This is a genomic window from Candidatus Neomarinimicrobiota bacterium (genome assembly GCA_034716895.1).
Classification (GTDB): domain Bacteria; phylum Fidelibacterota; class UBA8477; order UBA8477; family JABMPR01; genus JABMPR01.
Genome location: JAYEKW010000108.1, coordinates 1 through 17,698 on the forward strand (window position 1 = coordinate 1; position 17,698 = coordinate 17,698).

At 42.4% G+C, this 17,698-nt stretch carries 13 protein-coding genes; 12 read left to right on the forward strand and 1 reads right to left on the reverse strand.

The features are described 5' to 3' along the window. Window positions 1–406 precede the first annotated feature (406 nt). The 12 genes from U9Q77_06600 to U9Q77_06655 all read left to right on the forward strand — a co-directional run bounded on the left by U9Q77_06600 (window position 407) and on the right by U9Q77_06655 (window position 15,465). Window positions 407–862, forward strand: coding sequence for a hypothetical protein (locus U9Q77_06600; GenBank protein MEA3287028.1), 456 nt, complete (start codon window positions 407–409; stop codon window positions 860–862). Then, entirely contained in the window at window positions 863–1,564 is a 702-nt protein-coding gene (locus U9Q77_06605) for a DDE-type integrase/transposase/recombinase (protein MEA3287029.1), read from the forward strand. A 61-nt stretch (window positions 1,565–1,625) separates the two neighbouring features. After that, window positions 1,626–2,792: a hypothetical protein gene (locus U9Q77_06610; protein ID MEA3287030.1), complete on the forward strand. Its 1,167-nt coding sequence runs from the start codon at window positions 1,626–1,628 to the stop codon at window positions 2,790–2,792. 14 nt (window positions 2,793–2,806) lie between these two features. Then, a complete protein-coding gene (locus U9Q77_06615) occupies window positions 2,807–3,568 on the forward strand; it encodes a hypothetical protein (protein MEA3287031.1) in 762 nt (253 codons plus the stop codon). 13 nt (window positions 3,569–3,581) lie between these two features. Continuing rightward, a complete protein-coding gene (locus U9Q77_06620; protein ID MEA3287032.1) occupies window positions 3,582–5,582 on the forward strand; it encodes a T9SS type A sorting domain-containing protein in 2,001 nt (666 codons plus the stop codon). Between the two features lie 290 nt (window positions 5,583–5,872). Further along, window positions 5,873–6,193 carry a hypothetical protein gene (locus U9Q77_06625; GenBank protein ID MEA3287033.1) on the forward strand — a complete coding sequence of 107 codons (321 nt, stop codon included), beginning with the start codon at window positions 5,873–5,875 and terminating at the stop codon, window positions 6,191–6,193. 170 nt (window positions 6,194–6,363) lie between these two features. After that, window positions 6,364–7,281 (forward strand): DDE-type integrase/transposase/recombinase, encoded by a 918-nt coding sequence (locus tag U9Q77_06630; GenBank protein ID MEA3287034.1) that lies wholly within the window; start codon window positions 6,364–6,366, stop codon window positions 7,279–7,281. A 47-nt stretch (window positions 7,282–7,328) separates the two neighbouring features. After that, window positions 7,329–8,795, forward strand: coding sequence for an LPP20 family lipoprotein (locus U9Q77_06635; protein MEA3287035.1), 1,467 nt, complete (start codon window positions 7,329–7,331; stop codon window positions 8,793–8,795). A gap of 140 nt (window positions 8,796–8,935) precedes the next feature. Continuing rightward, window positions 8,936–9,826 (forward strand): diacylglycerol kinase family protein, encoded by an 891-nt coding sequence (locus U9Q77_06640; GenBank protein MEA3287036.1) that lies wholly within the window; start codon window positions 8,936–8,938, stop codon window positions 9,824–9,826. Next, a complete protein-coding gene (locus tag U9Q77_06645; GenBank protein ID MEA3287037.1) occupies window positions 9,823–10,542 on the forward strand; it encodes a lysophospholipid acyltransferase family protein in 720 nt (239 codons plus the stop codon). Before U9Q77_06640 ends, U9Q77_06645 begins: the two co-directional genes overlap by 4 nt. Window positions 10,543–10,620: 78 nt before the next feature. Beyond that, a complete protein-coding gene (locus U9Q77_06650) occupies window positions 10,621–12,093 on the forward strand; it encodes a transglutaminase-like domain-containing protein (GenBank protein ID MEA3287038.1) in 1,473 nt (490 codons plus the stop codon). 156 nt (window positions 12,094–12,249) lie between these two features. Continuing rightward, window positions 12,250–15,465, forward strand: a complete 3,216-nt coding sequence (locus tag U9Q77_06655) for a PAS domain S-box protein (GenBank protein MEA3287039.1) — start codon at window positions 12,250–12,252, stop codon at window positions 15,463–15,465. A gap of 41 nt (window positions 15,466–15,506) precedes the next feature. Here U9Q77_06655 and U9Q77_06660 read toward each other — a convergent pair whose 3' ends face one another. Further along, window positions 15,507–17,396, reverse strand: a complete 1,890-nt coding sequence (locus U9Q77_06660) for a diguanylate cyclase (GenBank protein ID MEA3287040.1) — start codon at window positions 17,394–17,396, stop codon at window positions 15,507–15,509. Window positions 17,397–17,698 lie beyond the last annotated feature (302 nt).

The following is a 17,698-nucleotide window of genomic DNA, read 5'->3' on the forward strand; positions in this document are numbered from 1 at the left end:
ATCCAGATTCCCTGAAGGGGAATAATCAGAATAGCCACGGGTGTAACCCGTGGTAAATGAACCACAATAATTGCAACCCCGGAGGGGTTGAACAATACTAAAGCAAATATTTTTCATCAAATTTTATCTCATGTTCTATTGAAACCAGTTTAGTCGCAACGGAGTTGCTCCGGAAACTGGTTGGTATGGTGACTGGCCTGCTTTTTAACGTATTCAATTAAATCATCCTTTGTAGAGAATATGATCTGATACAATATGTGGGTGTCTCGGTTGACAGGGTTAAACTCCTTCAGAGTTTGTTCTGTTTCTTGATTCCAGGTACTACGGGTTGCACCCAGCCCGCCACGGCATAGCTGGAAGCGACGCCGGGTAGCTATTCATATTTAATCCATCTCGACAAAGCTCAATGCACCGCCTTCGGGATATTTCTTTAGCAGATAAATCAGGTTTCATTCACCATTTTGACGCTTCTTCCTATGACCCCAGGTACGCATTTAGGGGAAGAACCAGAATTATTAAAGGATCTGATGGATTTTATTACTATGCAGTATTGAACTCTAGTGGCGAATTTTCACCATCTAATGAAAAAGTGGGTTTATCCAAACCCCTCGCAACATCTTATCATTTAGAAAGATCTCCCCAAAGACTTTTAGAAATTCAGGAGGCGAAAGAAGAGTTTAGACTTCAAATGCTATTGCAAAAGGAGGAATATCTCCAAAATGGTTTTCTCACTGAAGGTGAATTAGCCATTGGAATAATATTAGTATATTTTGATGATGATATAAATCCGGCCTTTCCAAATCGCCCGGATCTCTCAATACAAACCTACAACAACTTGTTTTTTTTCAAGGTATATGGATAGGTGGTTATTCCGGAAGTTTCGGACAGGAAACCTGATCGCCCTGCTGAGTTGACAGGTCCTAACCAATGTTGGACTTGGGATATTAGTTATTTGAGAACAGATCTTCCCCGTATATTCTGGTACTTGTTTGTCATGCTGGACGAATGGTCAAGAAAGGTTATTGCCTGGAGAGTAGCAGATCACATGATTACGGAAGAAGCTCAAGGGTTAATAGATGATGCCTTTCTGGCTGAGAATCTTATGGATGTTCCCAGAAGTCAGTTGCCGGTGGTTGTAAATGACCGAGGGTCACAGATGAAGGCCAAACCGGTAAAACAAATGTTTCTAGATTTAGGATTGGTTCAGACCTTTGCTCGTCCCAGAACACCCAATGATAATCCCTTTATTGAGTCCTTGTTTTCAACCGTAAAATCAGCTCCAACTTATCCGGAGTGTTTCCCAAGTGAAACTATCAAGATCACAGAAAATTACTTTGAGAAATATTTTGGATGGTACAATAGTGAGCACTATCATTCAGGGATAGGATATGTTCACCCCATAGATAAACATGAGGGACGGGCACCAGCTATTTTGAAGGAACGAAAAGAAAACTTGAAAAGACAGAGACTGGAGCGAAGATCCTTTTGGATAAACCAGTCTCAAATAAGTGAAAATCAGGACGTGGTTTCTAGCTTATTAATTTCCAATTCGCGTCATTATTAGAAAATCGCGCCGGAATTATAAAGAGATGTTTTAACCAGAAAAAAAAGAGGAAAAATGTACTATGAAAAAGATTGTCCTTAGTTTCATTCTATTATGGGGAGCCTCCTTTGCACAAGTTGACTATGTTGCGGAATACAATCAACTAGACTCTCTCTACGACGGAGATGATCTGATCAATGCTCATATAGAATTTTTTAATCAATTAACTGATACTGAAAAACTGGAGGCTGTATCGGCTATTTCTATCCTTGGTGGGGTAGAGTTCATGTCATACGAGCTTTATCCTTATATTCAACATATCTATGGTGATGAATCTTTTACAGAAAACATATTGGAGCGTTTAGCTGACAACGATACTCCTTTTGGATATAGGGTGGTATCAATTCAGGACCTATACAATAGGAACCTGCAAAGTTCAAACCTTGCAACTATGAACAATATATTAAAGGCAATATCAATTGATGAGCAAGTTGATATGGTAGTAAGAGAGTACGCGCTTGCGAAATATTCTGGAAATCCAACTGAAGAAACATATATGTTCATAGAACAAATGCTAGAATCAAATGAATCGTTTCTTGTTCGTGGTGCCATTAGGTGTTTAGCAAAGTACGTAAAATCACCTGATCTAGCTGATGAAAAAGCTCGATGGTTCGTTCCCCTCGCACAAGTTGTAAACCAACATCTCAACGATATCTCGCAAGCCACAGGATCTATTATGTTATTAGGCGAGATTCAGACAGACGAATCAAATCAATTCCTGCTAGATCTTTTTTCTACTTTTGTGAAGGACGGCCTGGGTGAAATAACAATCATCGCAACGGCACTGATGAAACAACCTTCTCCTCAAGTCTTTTCGTACCTAATATCGGAAATCGAAAAATACCGAGGATTATTTATTGATCCTTACCAACTGGACTTATGTATTGGAAGAATAGCAAAACAAAATAGCAGTATTGTGAAAACTTTAAGTAATGGCGAAACTAATAATGAAAAAATCACTTATCTGAAAGCAATAGAAACACTAAGAACCCAAAGAGATTTCAATACAAAGTCCATCATAAGCGACTTGTTGAATGATGATGATCCTAATATTCGTTATAGAACCATAAAAACAGCTAGAATAATATTTAGCGCTACTGAGGAAGAGGCGCTTTTGAGGCCACTACTTGACTCAGAAACAGAGGCTAAAAACATTGCTCTGATCATGCGTTATATTGGGCGAGAATAATGGGATGGGTAAAAGTGATCGATAAAAAATTGCTGATACTTTCGCTAGTATTATTACATGCTGTTAATATAGCTACAGCTGGTGAGGACTGTTGGACAAATAATACAAAAGTAAGTGGTCCCTTCGTCCTATATGTTCCTCATTTATCTCATAGCAGTAATAGTACCAGTAATCAATCTGGATGGTCCCTGAAGTATCAATTTCCCGGCTTTGTTAGCATAATCGGTGAAATTCAAATTTCTAAGACAACAAAAAAAGGACATACGTTCACTACAGGTCTTGGAGATTGGACACTAGTTTCTGAAGTTAACTACAAAGTTACAGATAGTAAAAGCCCTATTTTTATTAATGCTATTTTTGGGTTAATACCAATGTATGATTGGAAGCCATTGTTCAAATCAAAATTTGGTTATTTAGGTAGCTGTGGAGTTTCAAATCTGAAATCTATAAATAACGATATAAGTATTCAAAACAGTTTTGATGTGTTTTTTCACTACGGCATGAGTGAGTTTATTATTGCGCCTGACATACCCTTGATGAGAGGGTGTGAATGGAGTGTTGATCTTCAAAAGAAATTGAACACTCACACAGCACTTTCTTTTACAACCGGGATTGCATATTCAGAGTATGCCTATGCATACTCAACAAGATCGGATGGTTCTATTTACAATTGCCATTATCGTACGATGCAATTCATTGAGAACAATCCTAAGAATCTGCATTGGGATAAGCATGTACTTATCCCATTAGGAATATCTATAAAATATCAATTTTAGGAGAATAAATACCGTGAAACGAATTTATATGATATTGGTAGTTGCGATCATTGCTATTTCAAATGTCTATGCACAGAATGGTGATACCGAAAACTTTGAGATGAGTGGTGCTGTGTATCGCGCTGGAGGTATGGGCCATGGTCATGCTGGTATATTTCAATACTTTACAATAAACAATGGCACCGGCCATATCTATCTTTCAGAACAAACAGGATCTGGAAGCTCGGGATCTGGAGCAGAAGGTCTGAGAACAATTCATGAACAGCTTGTCATTTCAACATCTTTAAATGAATTGTCTGAAATTAAGACTAATCTTAACAATATCTTCTTAGATGCAGAGGGTGATAATCATTACAACTATGGTATGTATAGTTCGCCAGCAAGTAGTTATGCCAGAGAGCAAATCATTTCTACTGCAAGCGAAATAGTTGCTGATGCTGATGATATAGGTTATTGTGGTCTAGACATGATCGATCCAGTAAACCATTGGTCTTGGTGGCCTCCAGGATGGTACGAGAATTGGGCGGGTACAGTTGATGATATAGATGAAATTCGGTGCGATGGGGTGGTAGAATTTTCTTATGAGGAATCAGATATCGAGGTTTCAAACTCCTATAGTATTGCTGATGCTGGTAATTCACATGTTGATGCACATAATGATTTTCATATGGATTGGTATGAGTACGGTGAACTTTGCCCAAAAATTCAAGCTGGTAGAGGTCATGGAGATCAAACAGGGAACGCAAGCCAACTAGCATCAACATTTGATCCCTTTATTGCAGAAGATCCTTGGATCACGGATTTAGAACATTCTCCATTTAATAATTACAATCCAACAGTAAGTTTCAAAGTATCAGATAATGCATCTTTAAAAACTTACCTCCTAATAGAGTATAAACGTTCTGATTTACAGAATTGGGAGATATTAATTGATAGTAATTATGAATCGTGGAATTTTACTGAAGTTGACCTAACCGAAACTGATGCGATTGGTAATCAGTTTGACAACTTTCATGTCGTATTAGATTTAGTATTTGAGTTGTCTTGGGATTTGCGAATCACTGCAATTGACCAGGGAGCTAACTACAGTTCTGAACTGATAACCATAGCTAATATAATTGGGGATATGAACTGCGATGGTCAACTGGATATCTCTGACATAATTCTGTTAATTAACTGGGTTTTGGAGTTTTCAGATCCACCGGCCTACGAAGCATGGGCTGGTGATATGGATGAAGATGGTTCTCTCACAATAATGGATATTGTGCTTCTAGTGGAAATTGTCACTGGTGCTTCACCTGAACCAATTGGAGGGGATAATTATCTTGCTGAACTTTTTTCTAACGATAATAATCAGCCCAAGATTGACCTATATCTTCTGAATGAAGACATCATAAAAGGAATTAGTGTCGAGATCGAAATACCTGAAGATCATGACTTTAAGAACGTGATCTTAAATGAAAATGCACAACATATGGATTTAGGGTATAAGATCAGCTCAGATGGTAGATATGTAAAAGTTATAATATCTGGTAACTCTGGACAAGTATTAGATCCAGGTAGTGGCTTAATTGCTACGATTAATTTAGAAACTAAATTAGCAAAAATTGCTGCAAGTAGCTATCCCAAAGCTAGGCACATCCTGGAACTTGGAGCAGTGAACGGGGTAAATAATAACAACATACAATATATTGGTTATGATCAGTATTTAAGAATGATGAAAAATACATTGATCTCAGAATATTCTCTACTACCTATTTATCCGAATCCTTTCAATCCAAGTACAACAATTCAGTACGAGCTTCCAAAGACTACAGACATCAGCATAACGGTCTACGATTATCTGGGTAGAAGTGTCTGGACATATGAAGAGTCTGCAAAACCAGCCGGTTACTATTCCAAAATATGGAATGGACTAAACGACAATGGCAAGTTGGCGGCTAGTGGAATCTACCTGATCTCGTTCTCAACTCCTGAGTTTAGAGCTGTGCAGAAGGCTGTGTTGATTCGCTAAACTGCTGACCTTGATATTGAGACTAAGAAGCCACTCAGATTGGGTGGCTTCTTTTTATGTGCGCCGTGCATGGTTAATAACTCGGTGGTGCAAGTCCACTGTGGGGGAATGTAGTATCCAACCACTAGTCGAGAGCAAGGGTGTCGTGGGTGACTGCCCGCGCAATTTTTAATTGATGACGTAAAAAGGGAAAATAAATAAGCTATATTAGACAAGCAGCAAGGCGGAGGGAGCGTAGCGACCGTAGCCTTGCTGCTTGAGCCCGGAACCATCTCCTAAAAGGAGGAGAAGTGAGTACCAAAAAGCGACGGAAGTTAAGTGCAAAAAAGAAGTGGGAGATTTACCAGGAGTGTCAAAAACCTGGTGCAGTCATCGGAGAAGTTCTTCGCAAAAACGGGTTATACTCAACAGACCTGCAACGTATTCGTAAAGCGGTAGAAGAAGGCGCGATTGAGGCACTGGGAAAATCTGGTGTTGGTAGAAAGAAAATAACCTCAGTACCCAAAGAAGACCTTGACAAATTACGTGCTGAGTTGGCAGAGAAGGAGAAGGCCTTGGCAGAGATGTCTGTATTATTCACGTCACTCAAAAAAAAAGTCAACTTGGAATAGAAGGTGGTTTTCCTTCAACCCGTCTCCCTCTCGAGGTCAGAGATGAAATCGTTTCAGTTATCCAGTATGCCAAGGGTGAAGGCATTGCAAAATATAAGGTCTGTGATCTGCTCCAGATTCAAGTTCGTCGAGTTGAACGCTGGGTATCACGTGAAATTGAGACTGGTGATATGAGCTATTTTGATCCTGGTCCCAAGCAGACTTTGAATGCGATTTTACCAACTGAGCGTAGCGCATTACTCAACTATGTTGGACTAGAGGAAACGGTGGACTATTCCCTGCAGGTATTGGCATTGCGTGGGGCAGAACAGGGTCTGTTCTTTCTGTCAGCATCAACTGTACGCAAGGTATTGATTGAGGAAGAGATCATGTCAGACAGGCGTCCTAAGCAACGTCGGAGTGGTTCTGGCAGGAAACCTGATCGCCCTGCTGAGTTGACAGGTCCTAACCAATGTTGGACTTGGGATATTAGTTATTTGAGAACAGATCTTCCCCGTATATTCTGGTACTTGTTTGTCATGCTGGACGAATGGTCAAGAAAGGTTATTGCCTGGAGAGTAGCAGATCACATGATTACGGAAGAAGCTCAAGGGTTAATAGATGATGCCTTTCTGGCTGAGAATCTTATGGATGTTCCCAGAAGTCAGTTGCCGGTGGTTGTAAATGACCGAGGGTCACAGATGAAGGCCAAACCGGTAAAACAAATGTTTCTAGATTTAGGATTGGTTCAGACCTTTGCTCGTCCCAGAACACCCAATGATAATCCCTTTATTGAGTCCTTGTTTTCAACCGTAAAATCAGCTCCAACTTATCCGGAGTGTTTCCCAAGTGAAACTATCAAGATCACAGAAAATTACTTTGAGAAATATTTTGGATGGTACAATAGTGAGCACTATCATTCAGGGATAGGATATGTTCACCCCATAGATAAACATGAGGGACGGGCACCAGCTATTTTGAAGGAACGAAAAGAAAACTTGAAAAGACAGAGACTGGAGCGAAGATCCTTTTGGATAAACCAGTCTCAAATAAGTGAAAATCAGGACGTGGTTTCTAGCTTATTAATTTCCAATTCGCGTCATTATTAGAAAATCGCGCCGATACTTTTAAAACTTGATTTGAGTGAGAGGAAAAAATGATCCGTTTTACAATTCTTATGCTGTCCTGTCTTACTCTGTTTGGTACTCCCAGGCGACCTGCCTGGGTTGACACACCACCGCATGCTCCTCACCTGTATCAGGGGTTCGGTGTCGCTGATAAAAGTGGTTCTGCCGAAGAAGACCGACAAAGAGCGGATCAGAACGCCCGGGCTGAGCTCATCCAGCAGATCAGCTCCACCATCAGCTCTGAAGTTAGCTCGTATTATCAGGAAACTGCCGGTGCCAGTGAGGAGGATCTTGACGTTTTCACTTCGCTCTCCAGCTCCTATGCCGTAGCAACTCTTGAAGGGATGCAGATCGTTGATCGGTATTATGACAGAAAACATAAGCTATACTATAGCTATGCTACCCTCTCGCGGACTGAGTTCCAGTCCCAAATGACCCGTCGAGCCGGGACAGCCAAATTATACGCCGGGGAAAGATTCAACTATGCTCAGCAAGCCATCAAAAACGGAAATATAAGTAGTGCTCTCAACCATTTAAGTGAAGCACTGGGACACGTCCTGGTGGCTCAATCCATCGTTAAAAGACATCTGGATGGCGATCTGGATAATGATGGTATCACAGAATTCCTGGATGCCGGCTTGAGTCACGAAATAGCCACGCTGATCCACAAAACCCGCTTCATCAAGTTTGCCGGAGATGGCCAAAAGGGTGAACGGGATCAAGCACTTCCCCATCCATTTACCGGTCGGGTTTACTTTGAATATAATGGAATGGAAATTCCAGCGGCAAACACCCCCCTGTCTGTATCACTAGAGGGAGCCACCGGTGATTTCAGCTCAATCATCAATACCGATGCCGATGGAAAATATCAAGTCCGGATCAACCGGATTATCTCGGCCTCCACCCCAGATCCTCAGGTTAAAATTCATTTCTATTTACCTCACCTGTCATTACTAAGTGGCGCAAATGCCAAAGACCTGGCTATTTTGATCTCCGGAAGCGCTAATTATAATTTTAGCATTGATGTGCTTGCCTCCATCAAAATCTTCGTGAGAGTTCTGGAAGAGATCAATGGTGAGCGTGTAACTAGACCAAAGAGTGAAGCTCTGCTTATCAAAGCTCTGATCAGCCAGAAGTATAAAGTGATGGATGCCATGCGGATCTCCCGATCTATCTCTATTGATGACCTGGACTTTTCGCTTTACTATGAAGAATATGACACCATGGTGGAATCGCTATCACTCCATGCCAACTACGCCATTGTGGGGCTGATCTCTTCGGAGACATCCAGTACTGGCACTCTGAACTATGCCCACGCCTCAGCTAAGATCAACGTTATTGACCTGAGTACCGGACGGATCCTGTCATCTGGAAGTCAATCCAATATCAAGGCTGCTGGAAATACTGAGCATAAAGCCAACACATCGGCGCTGAAAAAATGTGCTTACGCCGCAATCACTGATATTATGCGAGGGTTGAAAACCTCTTTAAAGTAACTTTTTCAGACAGCGCAATTCTTTGATTCTGTGGAACATGGGGAATTGAAGCCAGCATTGCATATTCCAAAAATACTTTTACTTTTTGCGATCAAATATTCAAATCGTCTTACCGTGATAAATAGAAAAGATCGGGTATCATGAAGCAACTCATTATTTACAATCCCTGGGCGGGACATGGTCATGCCGGAAAAATACTTCCGGAGATCAAAGCCTATCTGGATAAGCTGGAAATACCCCATGACATTCTGATCACAGAACATCAAGGGCATGGTATTGAATTGACCAGAACAGCCGACTTCAGCCAGTATTCAGGTATTCTAGCAGCTGGAGGCGATGGAACCCTCTTTGAGGTAATCAACGGATACTATCAAAATGCCTCTGCTACTAAAACACCAATTGGTGTGATACCGGTGGGAACCGGAAATGCCTTTGTCCGGGATATGGATTTGCATCGCCAAGACTGGAAACCGGCTTTGGATGTCATCAAGACTGGAATAACCCGAAAATTTGATGTAGGTCATTTTACCACCGAAGGTCAGACCTGGTATTATTTGAATATTCTTGGTTTAGGGATCGTAGCTGATATTGGGGCAACGGCCCTCAAAATGAAGGCCTTGGGTAATATCTCATATACTCTAGGCAGCTTATACCATATACTAAAACTGAAACCTTATCATATCAGGCTTGAGGTCGATGGTCAGGTGCTGGAACGGGAAAATGTTTTCGTTGAGATCTCAAACACCCGTTATACAGCCAATTTCCTCATGGCTCCAGCAGCTAAAACTGACGATGGCTTGCTGGATGTAACCATTCTGGGTCCCAAAGGAAGGATCGGTCTAATGCGTAGTTTTCCAAAGATCATTACTGGCGAACACATCCATATGAAAGAAGTGGAGTGCTTTCAGGCCAGTCATATCAGGGTTGAAACCAGTATCCCCAAGATTCTGACTCCTGACGGTGAGTTAATGGGAACCACTCCCATAGAAGTCAATTGCTTAAAACAAGCGATTGATGTTTTCTGGAGATGAGAATCCTCCGGTCTCTTTACTACTGGGTGATCGCCCTGGGCTACTTTGGTCCAGTTTTATTCATATTGATCTTGCGAACCTTCATCCAAAAACCAGAGCGATATGACCCCTGGTTAAGACGCCGGGTCATCACCCTTTTTAAAATTCTGGGCAGTGAACCCAGAGTAGAGTTTGCTGAGACCATCCCCCAGGATCGTCCACTTATTTTCATGGCTAATCACTCCAGCCTGCTGGATATTCCGCTCATGAAAGCAGTTATTCCCTTGTATTTCATTGGAATTGTGGCTCATGATCAAATGGATTATTTTCTGTACGGACCCGCTGTCCGTCGCATTGGAAGTATTCCTATTCACCGAGATAATATTCGGCTTTCACTTAAAAGTTTTGCCGCAGCAAAAAAACTATTAGACAGGGGCATTCATATCACTGTACTGCCAGAGGGTAGTCGTTCAAAAGATGGGTTACTGCTACCTTTTAAAAAATTACCCTTTCGTTTTGCCCGGGAAAGTGGCGCCAGTATTGTACCAATTGCCATTTCGGGGGTTTTTTCCATGAAAAACAAAGGGTCACTACATTTATACCCGGGACAGATCCATGTCCGATTCGGTCCCGTTATACAGGCTGAAAAGATTGCGAATCTGGATATTGATGATCTGATGGAGCTAACCCGTAAACGTATCTCTTCCCGACTCGAACCCTTTGAGGCTGGTCAATGAGAATCAGTTCAACCTATATTAACCGAGAGCCAGTTTCCCTCAAGCAAAAGTTCAACACCAACATGAAAGAGGTAATGTATGCAGAAAATATTTCCATGGTTAATAACTGTAAGTATCTGTTTGATGGTAGTGCTTAATATGTGCAGTACTCAGGTTATACCCGAGCATCAAATGACTACACCAGAGCAGATCCAGACCTTGATCAAAACAGGTGAATTTACTGCAGCAACTGAGTCCATCGAGCATTATCTGCAACAGCCAGCCCTGTCTGAGACAGACCGCAGAGCACTCCTGTTCGACATTGAGCGCATGCAGCGGATCCGCAAAGATTTTGGTGCTACCGAGCAGTCTGTCGTAGAGTTTATTCGCGAGTATTATCCTGATGTCACCCAGGCCGATCTGCTCCGTTGGGAATCCGCAAGATCAATTGAGGTCAGGTTGATCGATGGACAAAAGCATTATTTCGACCGAGCCGCCCGCAATCTTTTTCGAATCGATCCCGAGATGAAACAAATCTGGAGCGCTGCTCATCCTGATAAACAGATCACATCCGGTTCAGGTACAAAATTGGATCTGGATGTTCATAATGCGGCGGTAATCCAGGCGGCAACCCTTTCTCAAACGCAATATGTTGAACCCAAGCGTATCCGGATCAAACAAAGCGTGGAAGTAAATGCCAACGCAGTCCCCCCCGGTGAGATCATTAAATGCTGGATACCTTATCCGCGTCACATTGCCGGACGCCAGGAACGGATCAAGTTCATAGGAAGCATGCCCAACCAACATACCCTGGCTCCTGAAAATGCGCTTCAGCGAACCATCTTCATGGAAAAGACCGCCATAGCTGATGCAACCACTCTTTTCACTGTTGAATATGAGCTCACTACCCATGGAGTCCATCAAACTATCGATCCAGACTCTGTCACAGCCTTAAAACCAGGTAATGTGCTGCAGACCTACTTACAAGAGAAAGCACCTCATATTGTATTTACTCCTGAATTGCGAAAACTTTCCCGAAGCATCGTTGGTGACGAGCAAAACCCTTATCGTGTGGCTCAGTTACTCTTTGCCTGGATCGATGAACATACACCATGGGCTTCTGCCAGAGAATATTCCACCATTAAATGTATTCCTGAATACGCCTTTGAGAATGGTCACGGAGACTGCGGAATCCAGACCCTGCTCTTCATGACACTCTGTCGTATGAATGGCATTCCCACTCGCTGGCAATCAGGCTGGGAATTGCAACCACCTGACGACAGCATGCACGACTGGGGCATGATTTACTTCGAGCCCTATGGGTGGGTACCCATGGATATAACCTATGGATTACGAAAAAGTGACGACTCTATTTTAAAATGGTTTTATCTAAGTGGTATGGATAGCTACCGAATAATCTTTAATGATGGTTATGGCGAATCCTTTTTCCCAAATAAAACTCATTTTAGGTCAGAAACAGTCGATAGTCAAAGGGGTGAAGTAGAGTGGGCCGGCGATAACCTTTATTTTGACCAATGGAGCTGGAATTTCGACTGGGAGATCCTTGAATAATCCGGGCAGTGAAAAAAAAGGCATTGATAACCAGGTTAAAAAGACAATATTCCCACTTCATTTCAACTGAAGTGGAAGTAAACTCAATATGCGTCGTGAAAATGGCATCATAGAGACCCATCAAAACCCTTCCTTTAATCCTACAGGAAAAAATTCATGAGTAAGACAAAAGTCCTGGTTGTTGAAGACGAACGCCTCATAGCCGAAAACAGCGCTATTATCCTGAATAGACTGGGCTATGAAGTTGGAAGAATCTGTTCCAATACAAAAGCTGCTCAAATTGAGATCCAGAACAATCGTCCAGATATTGTACTGGTGGATATCCTGTTGCACGGAGAGGACGATGGGATCGCCTTTGCAGATAGTCTGCGACACGAACACGATATCCCCTTTGTGTTCGTAACCGCCACTTCAGATAAAACCATTCTTGAACGGGCAAAAGTAACATCGCCCTATGGCTACATCATCAAACCATTCAATGAGAAGGATCTTCATTCCAACATTGAAATGGCTCTTTATAAATTCAATACTGAAACCAAAATAGAGCATCTCAACCAAATGCTCTATACCTTAAATGATATCGGTCATATGGGTGACAAGGCAGTTAATGAAACTGACTATCTCAATAAGCTCTGCCAAATATTGACCCGCTTTCCAGCCTTCCAATTCTCCTGGGCAGGTCTCATTGACAGTGACATCAATCTTAACTACGAGACTTCAGCCAGTCAACTGGATCTTCCTGAAGGAATTCACCCACTTCTATCAGATGGTACTTTGTCCCGGTGTGTTCGTCTCGCTTTGGAAAATTCAAAAGTTTCAGTTGCCCACTATCCTGACGAGGCTTGTGGCACTTGTATCATGAAAAAACATTTCACAGGCAAACCAATTATCAATGTACGCATTGCTTGTGAAGATCACATATATGGAGTTCTTTCAACAGTCGTTTTACCTTCCCTGGCATCAAATGCAGAGTTTCTCCGTCTTTTTGCTGAACTGGCCCATAAGGTCGGCAGCAAATTTCATGCTTTAGCCACCAAAATACAAGTTGGGCAAGCCCGTCTGGCACTGGCGCGAAGTGAAGAGCGTTTTCAACGGTTAACCGAGATCGCACAGGATATGATCATGGTTCATGATCTTGATGGGAGGATCAGCTATTTCAATCCATCATGCATTGGGTTACTGGGTTACTCTGTCGAGGATATCGCTGGAAAAAGTATAGAAAGCTTCATTGCTCCTCGTTCGCTGCCAGAAATGGATGAGCGTGTCAAGGAACGGCTAAGAGGAAATCATGAGACACTTCGCTATGAAATATTTCTTGTATCAAAAGCTGGTGAAGAGATTCCCCTGGAGATCAGCGCTAACCCAATTGTGGAACAGGGAAAGATCACCAGTTTTCTGCTAATTGGGCGTGATATGCGTGAACGAAAACAACAGATCGCCCAACTTCAACAATTGTCTAGAGTGGTTGAACAGAGTCCAACAGCAATTCTCATTACCGATCCCGATGGACTGATCACCTATATAAACCCAAAATTTGTAACCATGACCGGGTACACTCTGGATGATGTTGTGGGTAAGTTTCCAACCTTGTTGCAGACTGATCATGATTCTGCTGATTTTATCAGGGAACTGAAGGCAACGACCAAACGGGGAGATATCTGGCGTGGGGAATATGAGACCCAACGCAGAAACCAGGAAAAGTTTTGGGTGAATGTCACGGTCTCTGGTCTTTTGAGCGAGGAAGGCCTCTCCAGTTTCATCGCAATCATCGAAGATATTAGCGAAAAGAAACAAGCTGAGCTGGAGTTAGAGCACTCCAAACAAAGCTATGTAGGCATTTTTAACTCTACCAGTGATGCTATCTTCCTGTTGGATGAAGAAGGCAAATTTATAGATGTAAACAACGGTGCGGTTGAAATGTATGGGTATGAACGCGAATACTTCAAGGGAAAGACCCCGGCAGATCTCTCTGCTGATGGTTACAACGATCTCAACGAGCTCAGAGCCGCCAACAGAAGAGCTTTTAATGGGAAGCCTCAAAGATTTGAATTCTGGGGTAAACGCAAGAATGGAAAGTTTTTTCCAAAAGATGTTCAGGTCAATAAAGTACATTATTTTGGGAAAGAGATCTTACTGGTTACAGCACGAGATATCAGTGATCGAAAAAAGGCCGAAGAAGAGCTTCATGAAGTAGCCCAAAAAGCTGAGAGATCAGAGGAAGTAAAGGGTTACTTCCTGGCCAATATGTCCCATGAGATCAGAACGCCTCTAACCTCCATCGTGGGCTATATCGATCTTATTTTCAATCGAATCAAACGTCATCTTTCAGAACAGGATATGGAATATTTTGACATTATCCACCGTAATAGTGATCGGCTGACCAGAACGGTCCACTCCATAATCGATCTCAGTCAAATAGAGGCAGGGGTCACCACCCTGGAAATGGATGCAATTGACCTGACAGCAGTTGTAAATAATATTTACATCGATCAAAAAGTAGCTGCTCATAATAAACAGATCAAATTCATTTACCATAAACCAGCTGAATCTTTTTGGATCTCAGGGGATAAAAATATACTTACTGGAGCTATTTCAAATCTGGTGGACAATGCCATCAATTACACGAATGAAGGGCAAGTGGATCTCTTCCTGACAGCAGAAAATAAAAACAATTATTTATTGGAAATACGAGATACCGGTATTGGTATTGCCGAAGATGCTATCAAGAGTATTTTTGACAGTTTCAGCCAGGAAAGTATGGGTTATACGAAAGACTATCAGGGACTGGGGCTCGGTCTGACCATAGCAAAAAAGAATTTTGAACTGCATGATCTGAGGATCGAAGTTGAGAGTGAGAAAGGACGGGGTTCATCCTTTTTTGTTCGATTCCCGGTAAGAGATGCTGATGATTCAGTTATAGTTCCCGAACCAGCACCTGAAATTCCTGAAATTCAACATTCCAATGAAGTGACCAATACTGAGATTGAGACTAAAGTTGAACATACCAGAGAGAATATCCTGATCGTGGAAGATGATGAAAATGCTCAACGGCTTTTTGGCTTATTCTTAAAAGATCACTATGTTGTATACTTCGCTTCCACCGTCGCCCAAGGTCGTGATCGACTGAATTCGACCCCCATTGATCTGGTGGTTACTGACCTCTCATTGATCGGGGGTGAAGATGGTTTAGCCTTGGTACGATGGGTGCGAAAACAGGAGCGCTTTAATAAAATGCCGGTGATCGCTTTAACTGCTCATGCATTCGTATCTGACCGTGGTAAATGTATGGATGCCGGTTGTAATGATTTTATAACTAAACCCATCTTTCGAGCGCAGCTATTGGAGATCATCCAGCAGAACATGGTTATTTGATCTGATCTGAGTGCCGTTTAGAAATGAAATTGGTATAACAGCTATTCCTCCAGATTTCGCTCCACTCGGTCACGGCCGTTCCCTTTAGCCTGATAAAGCGCCCGATCTGCCGCCTGCAGGAGCAGATTAGGATTACTGTCCCGATCCGGAACCAAAGTTGCCACACCCAGACTTAAGGTTACCACTGAGGCCATTTTTGAAGACTTATGCTCAATATTCAAGTTACGAACATTCTGTCTGACGAGTTCAGCGATCTGACTGGCTCCTTCAATTCCTGTTTCAGGCAGTACCAGGCAAAATTCTTCGCCCCCATAACGAGCAGCTAGATCACCAGGTCGATTCACCGAGTCTTGAATGGCATTGGCGACCTGGACCAGACAATCATCACCCTGTTGATGACCATAGGTATCATTGAACAGTTTGAAGTGGTCTATATCACTAAGTACGACACTAAGCGGTCTTTTTTCGCGCAGCATGCGCTTCCATTCACGATCAAGCTCTTCATCCATTCGTCGACGATTTGCAATACCCGTAAGACCATCTATTCGCGATAGTTCTTTGAGTCGCTCATTGGCGATCTGGAGTTCCTCAGTACGTTCTTTGACCAGTTCCCCCAAGTGATCCCGATGTTGAAGCACTTCCTGTTCTGCGGCTCTACGAACCTCAATTTCTGCTTCGAATGCTGTATTGGTTTGCTCCAGTTTGATGCGCTGGGTATCAATGGTATTAAAGGCTTTTGAAAAACGGATCGATATTAAAAAAGCCTGAGTGAGAATAAAGATCAGAATGCCAAAAGAGATCAGATGTCCCGTCTGGATTACATTGCTGACATAAAGCATATCATTAAGGAATGTGAACACGATCGCCATGAATCCAATGAGGATCATCCCTGAGCCCTCTTCTCCTCTTAAGAATGCCAAGGTCAGGCCATAAATCACATAGCCGATTGTGAGCAGGCTGAATGGCTGAAAATAGACCAGGGAAAAAGAGAAGGTCAGTACTTGTGTGACCAGAACTAAAAGTACAAAAGCGGCCGATATCCCAGCGATAATTTGGGTAGCCAGCTTGCCGATCTCATCTGGGAATTGCACTCTGATGAATAGAATGAATATTGCGATCCCTGAATAATAACTGAGGTATTCGATTTTTACCAGAAACTGCCAGGGTAATAATGGCCAGAGCTGATGCAGAAAGATCTCTCCAGTTGTCAATGTTCTCAATGCGATTATCAGACAAAACAAGCCAAAGTATAAAGCGGATCTGTCGCGAGTACGCAGAGAGAAAATGCCGAGGTGATAGATTCCCATCACAAAAATAGCACCAAAGATCAACAGTTCGCGCCCCAATCGGCTTTCCCTGTGTCGCTGAACTTCGGTTACTTTGCCAAAAATCACTGATTCCCAAAGTCCACCTAATCGATGATGATAATTAGACACATCTATTCTCAGTTGGATCAGGTTTGCCTGTTCCCCCAGGTCAAAGACTCGAGGTTCATAGGTTGGGCTGGCCAGAGCAGTATCGGTGGAATAGATCCCAATACTACCTACCAACTGCTCATTCACAAAAAGATTATAGGCTGTTCCTACTGTGGGGAGTTCAAGAGCGTAATGGGCTGGAGACTCAGGCAACAGGACAGTTAAAGAATAGGATCCTGCGCCAGACCCTGAAAGTTTTTGTCCAGCATAACGATAGCCATTCCAGGAATCAGGCACTTCGATCTTGATATAATTCTCAGTTAACCCTTCTGGGAGCGGGTTATTCCAAACAAACCGCCACTCACCATCAAGCCCTATCTGTTGATCAAAGCTGAAATTCCTCAGATCTATGACACCATCGCTGGCAGAGAACTTTTCCGATCCTCCACAATTCATAATCAGTATGCTGATGGCTAGCAAAATCAATAGGTAAACAGGATTTGATTGTGGTCTCATCTTTAGCTTTCCAGTCCTTTTTCAAGACTACCCTTGTATGGCTTTTGTTCGTGCTGAAAAATAGATGGGACCGGTACTGGTATCAAGACCTTAAAAACAGGTTGTTGCAACCATTTCTTAATCTATAACAATCTATTCCCCGATCTTGAAGTGTAAATATAGATTGACAGCCAGACGCCCACAGACAAAGGCCGCTTATTCGGGAGAACCAGAGGCTGGAAAGCGGCAAGCAAAATCTCAGTATCTTCTTTGTGCTTAACTGGTCCATTTTAGCATGTAATCTAAACAGAAGTTTTCTAATC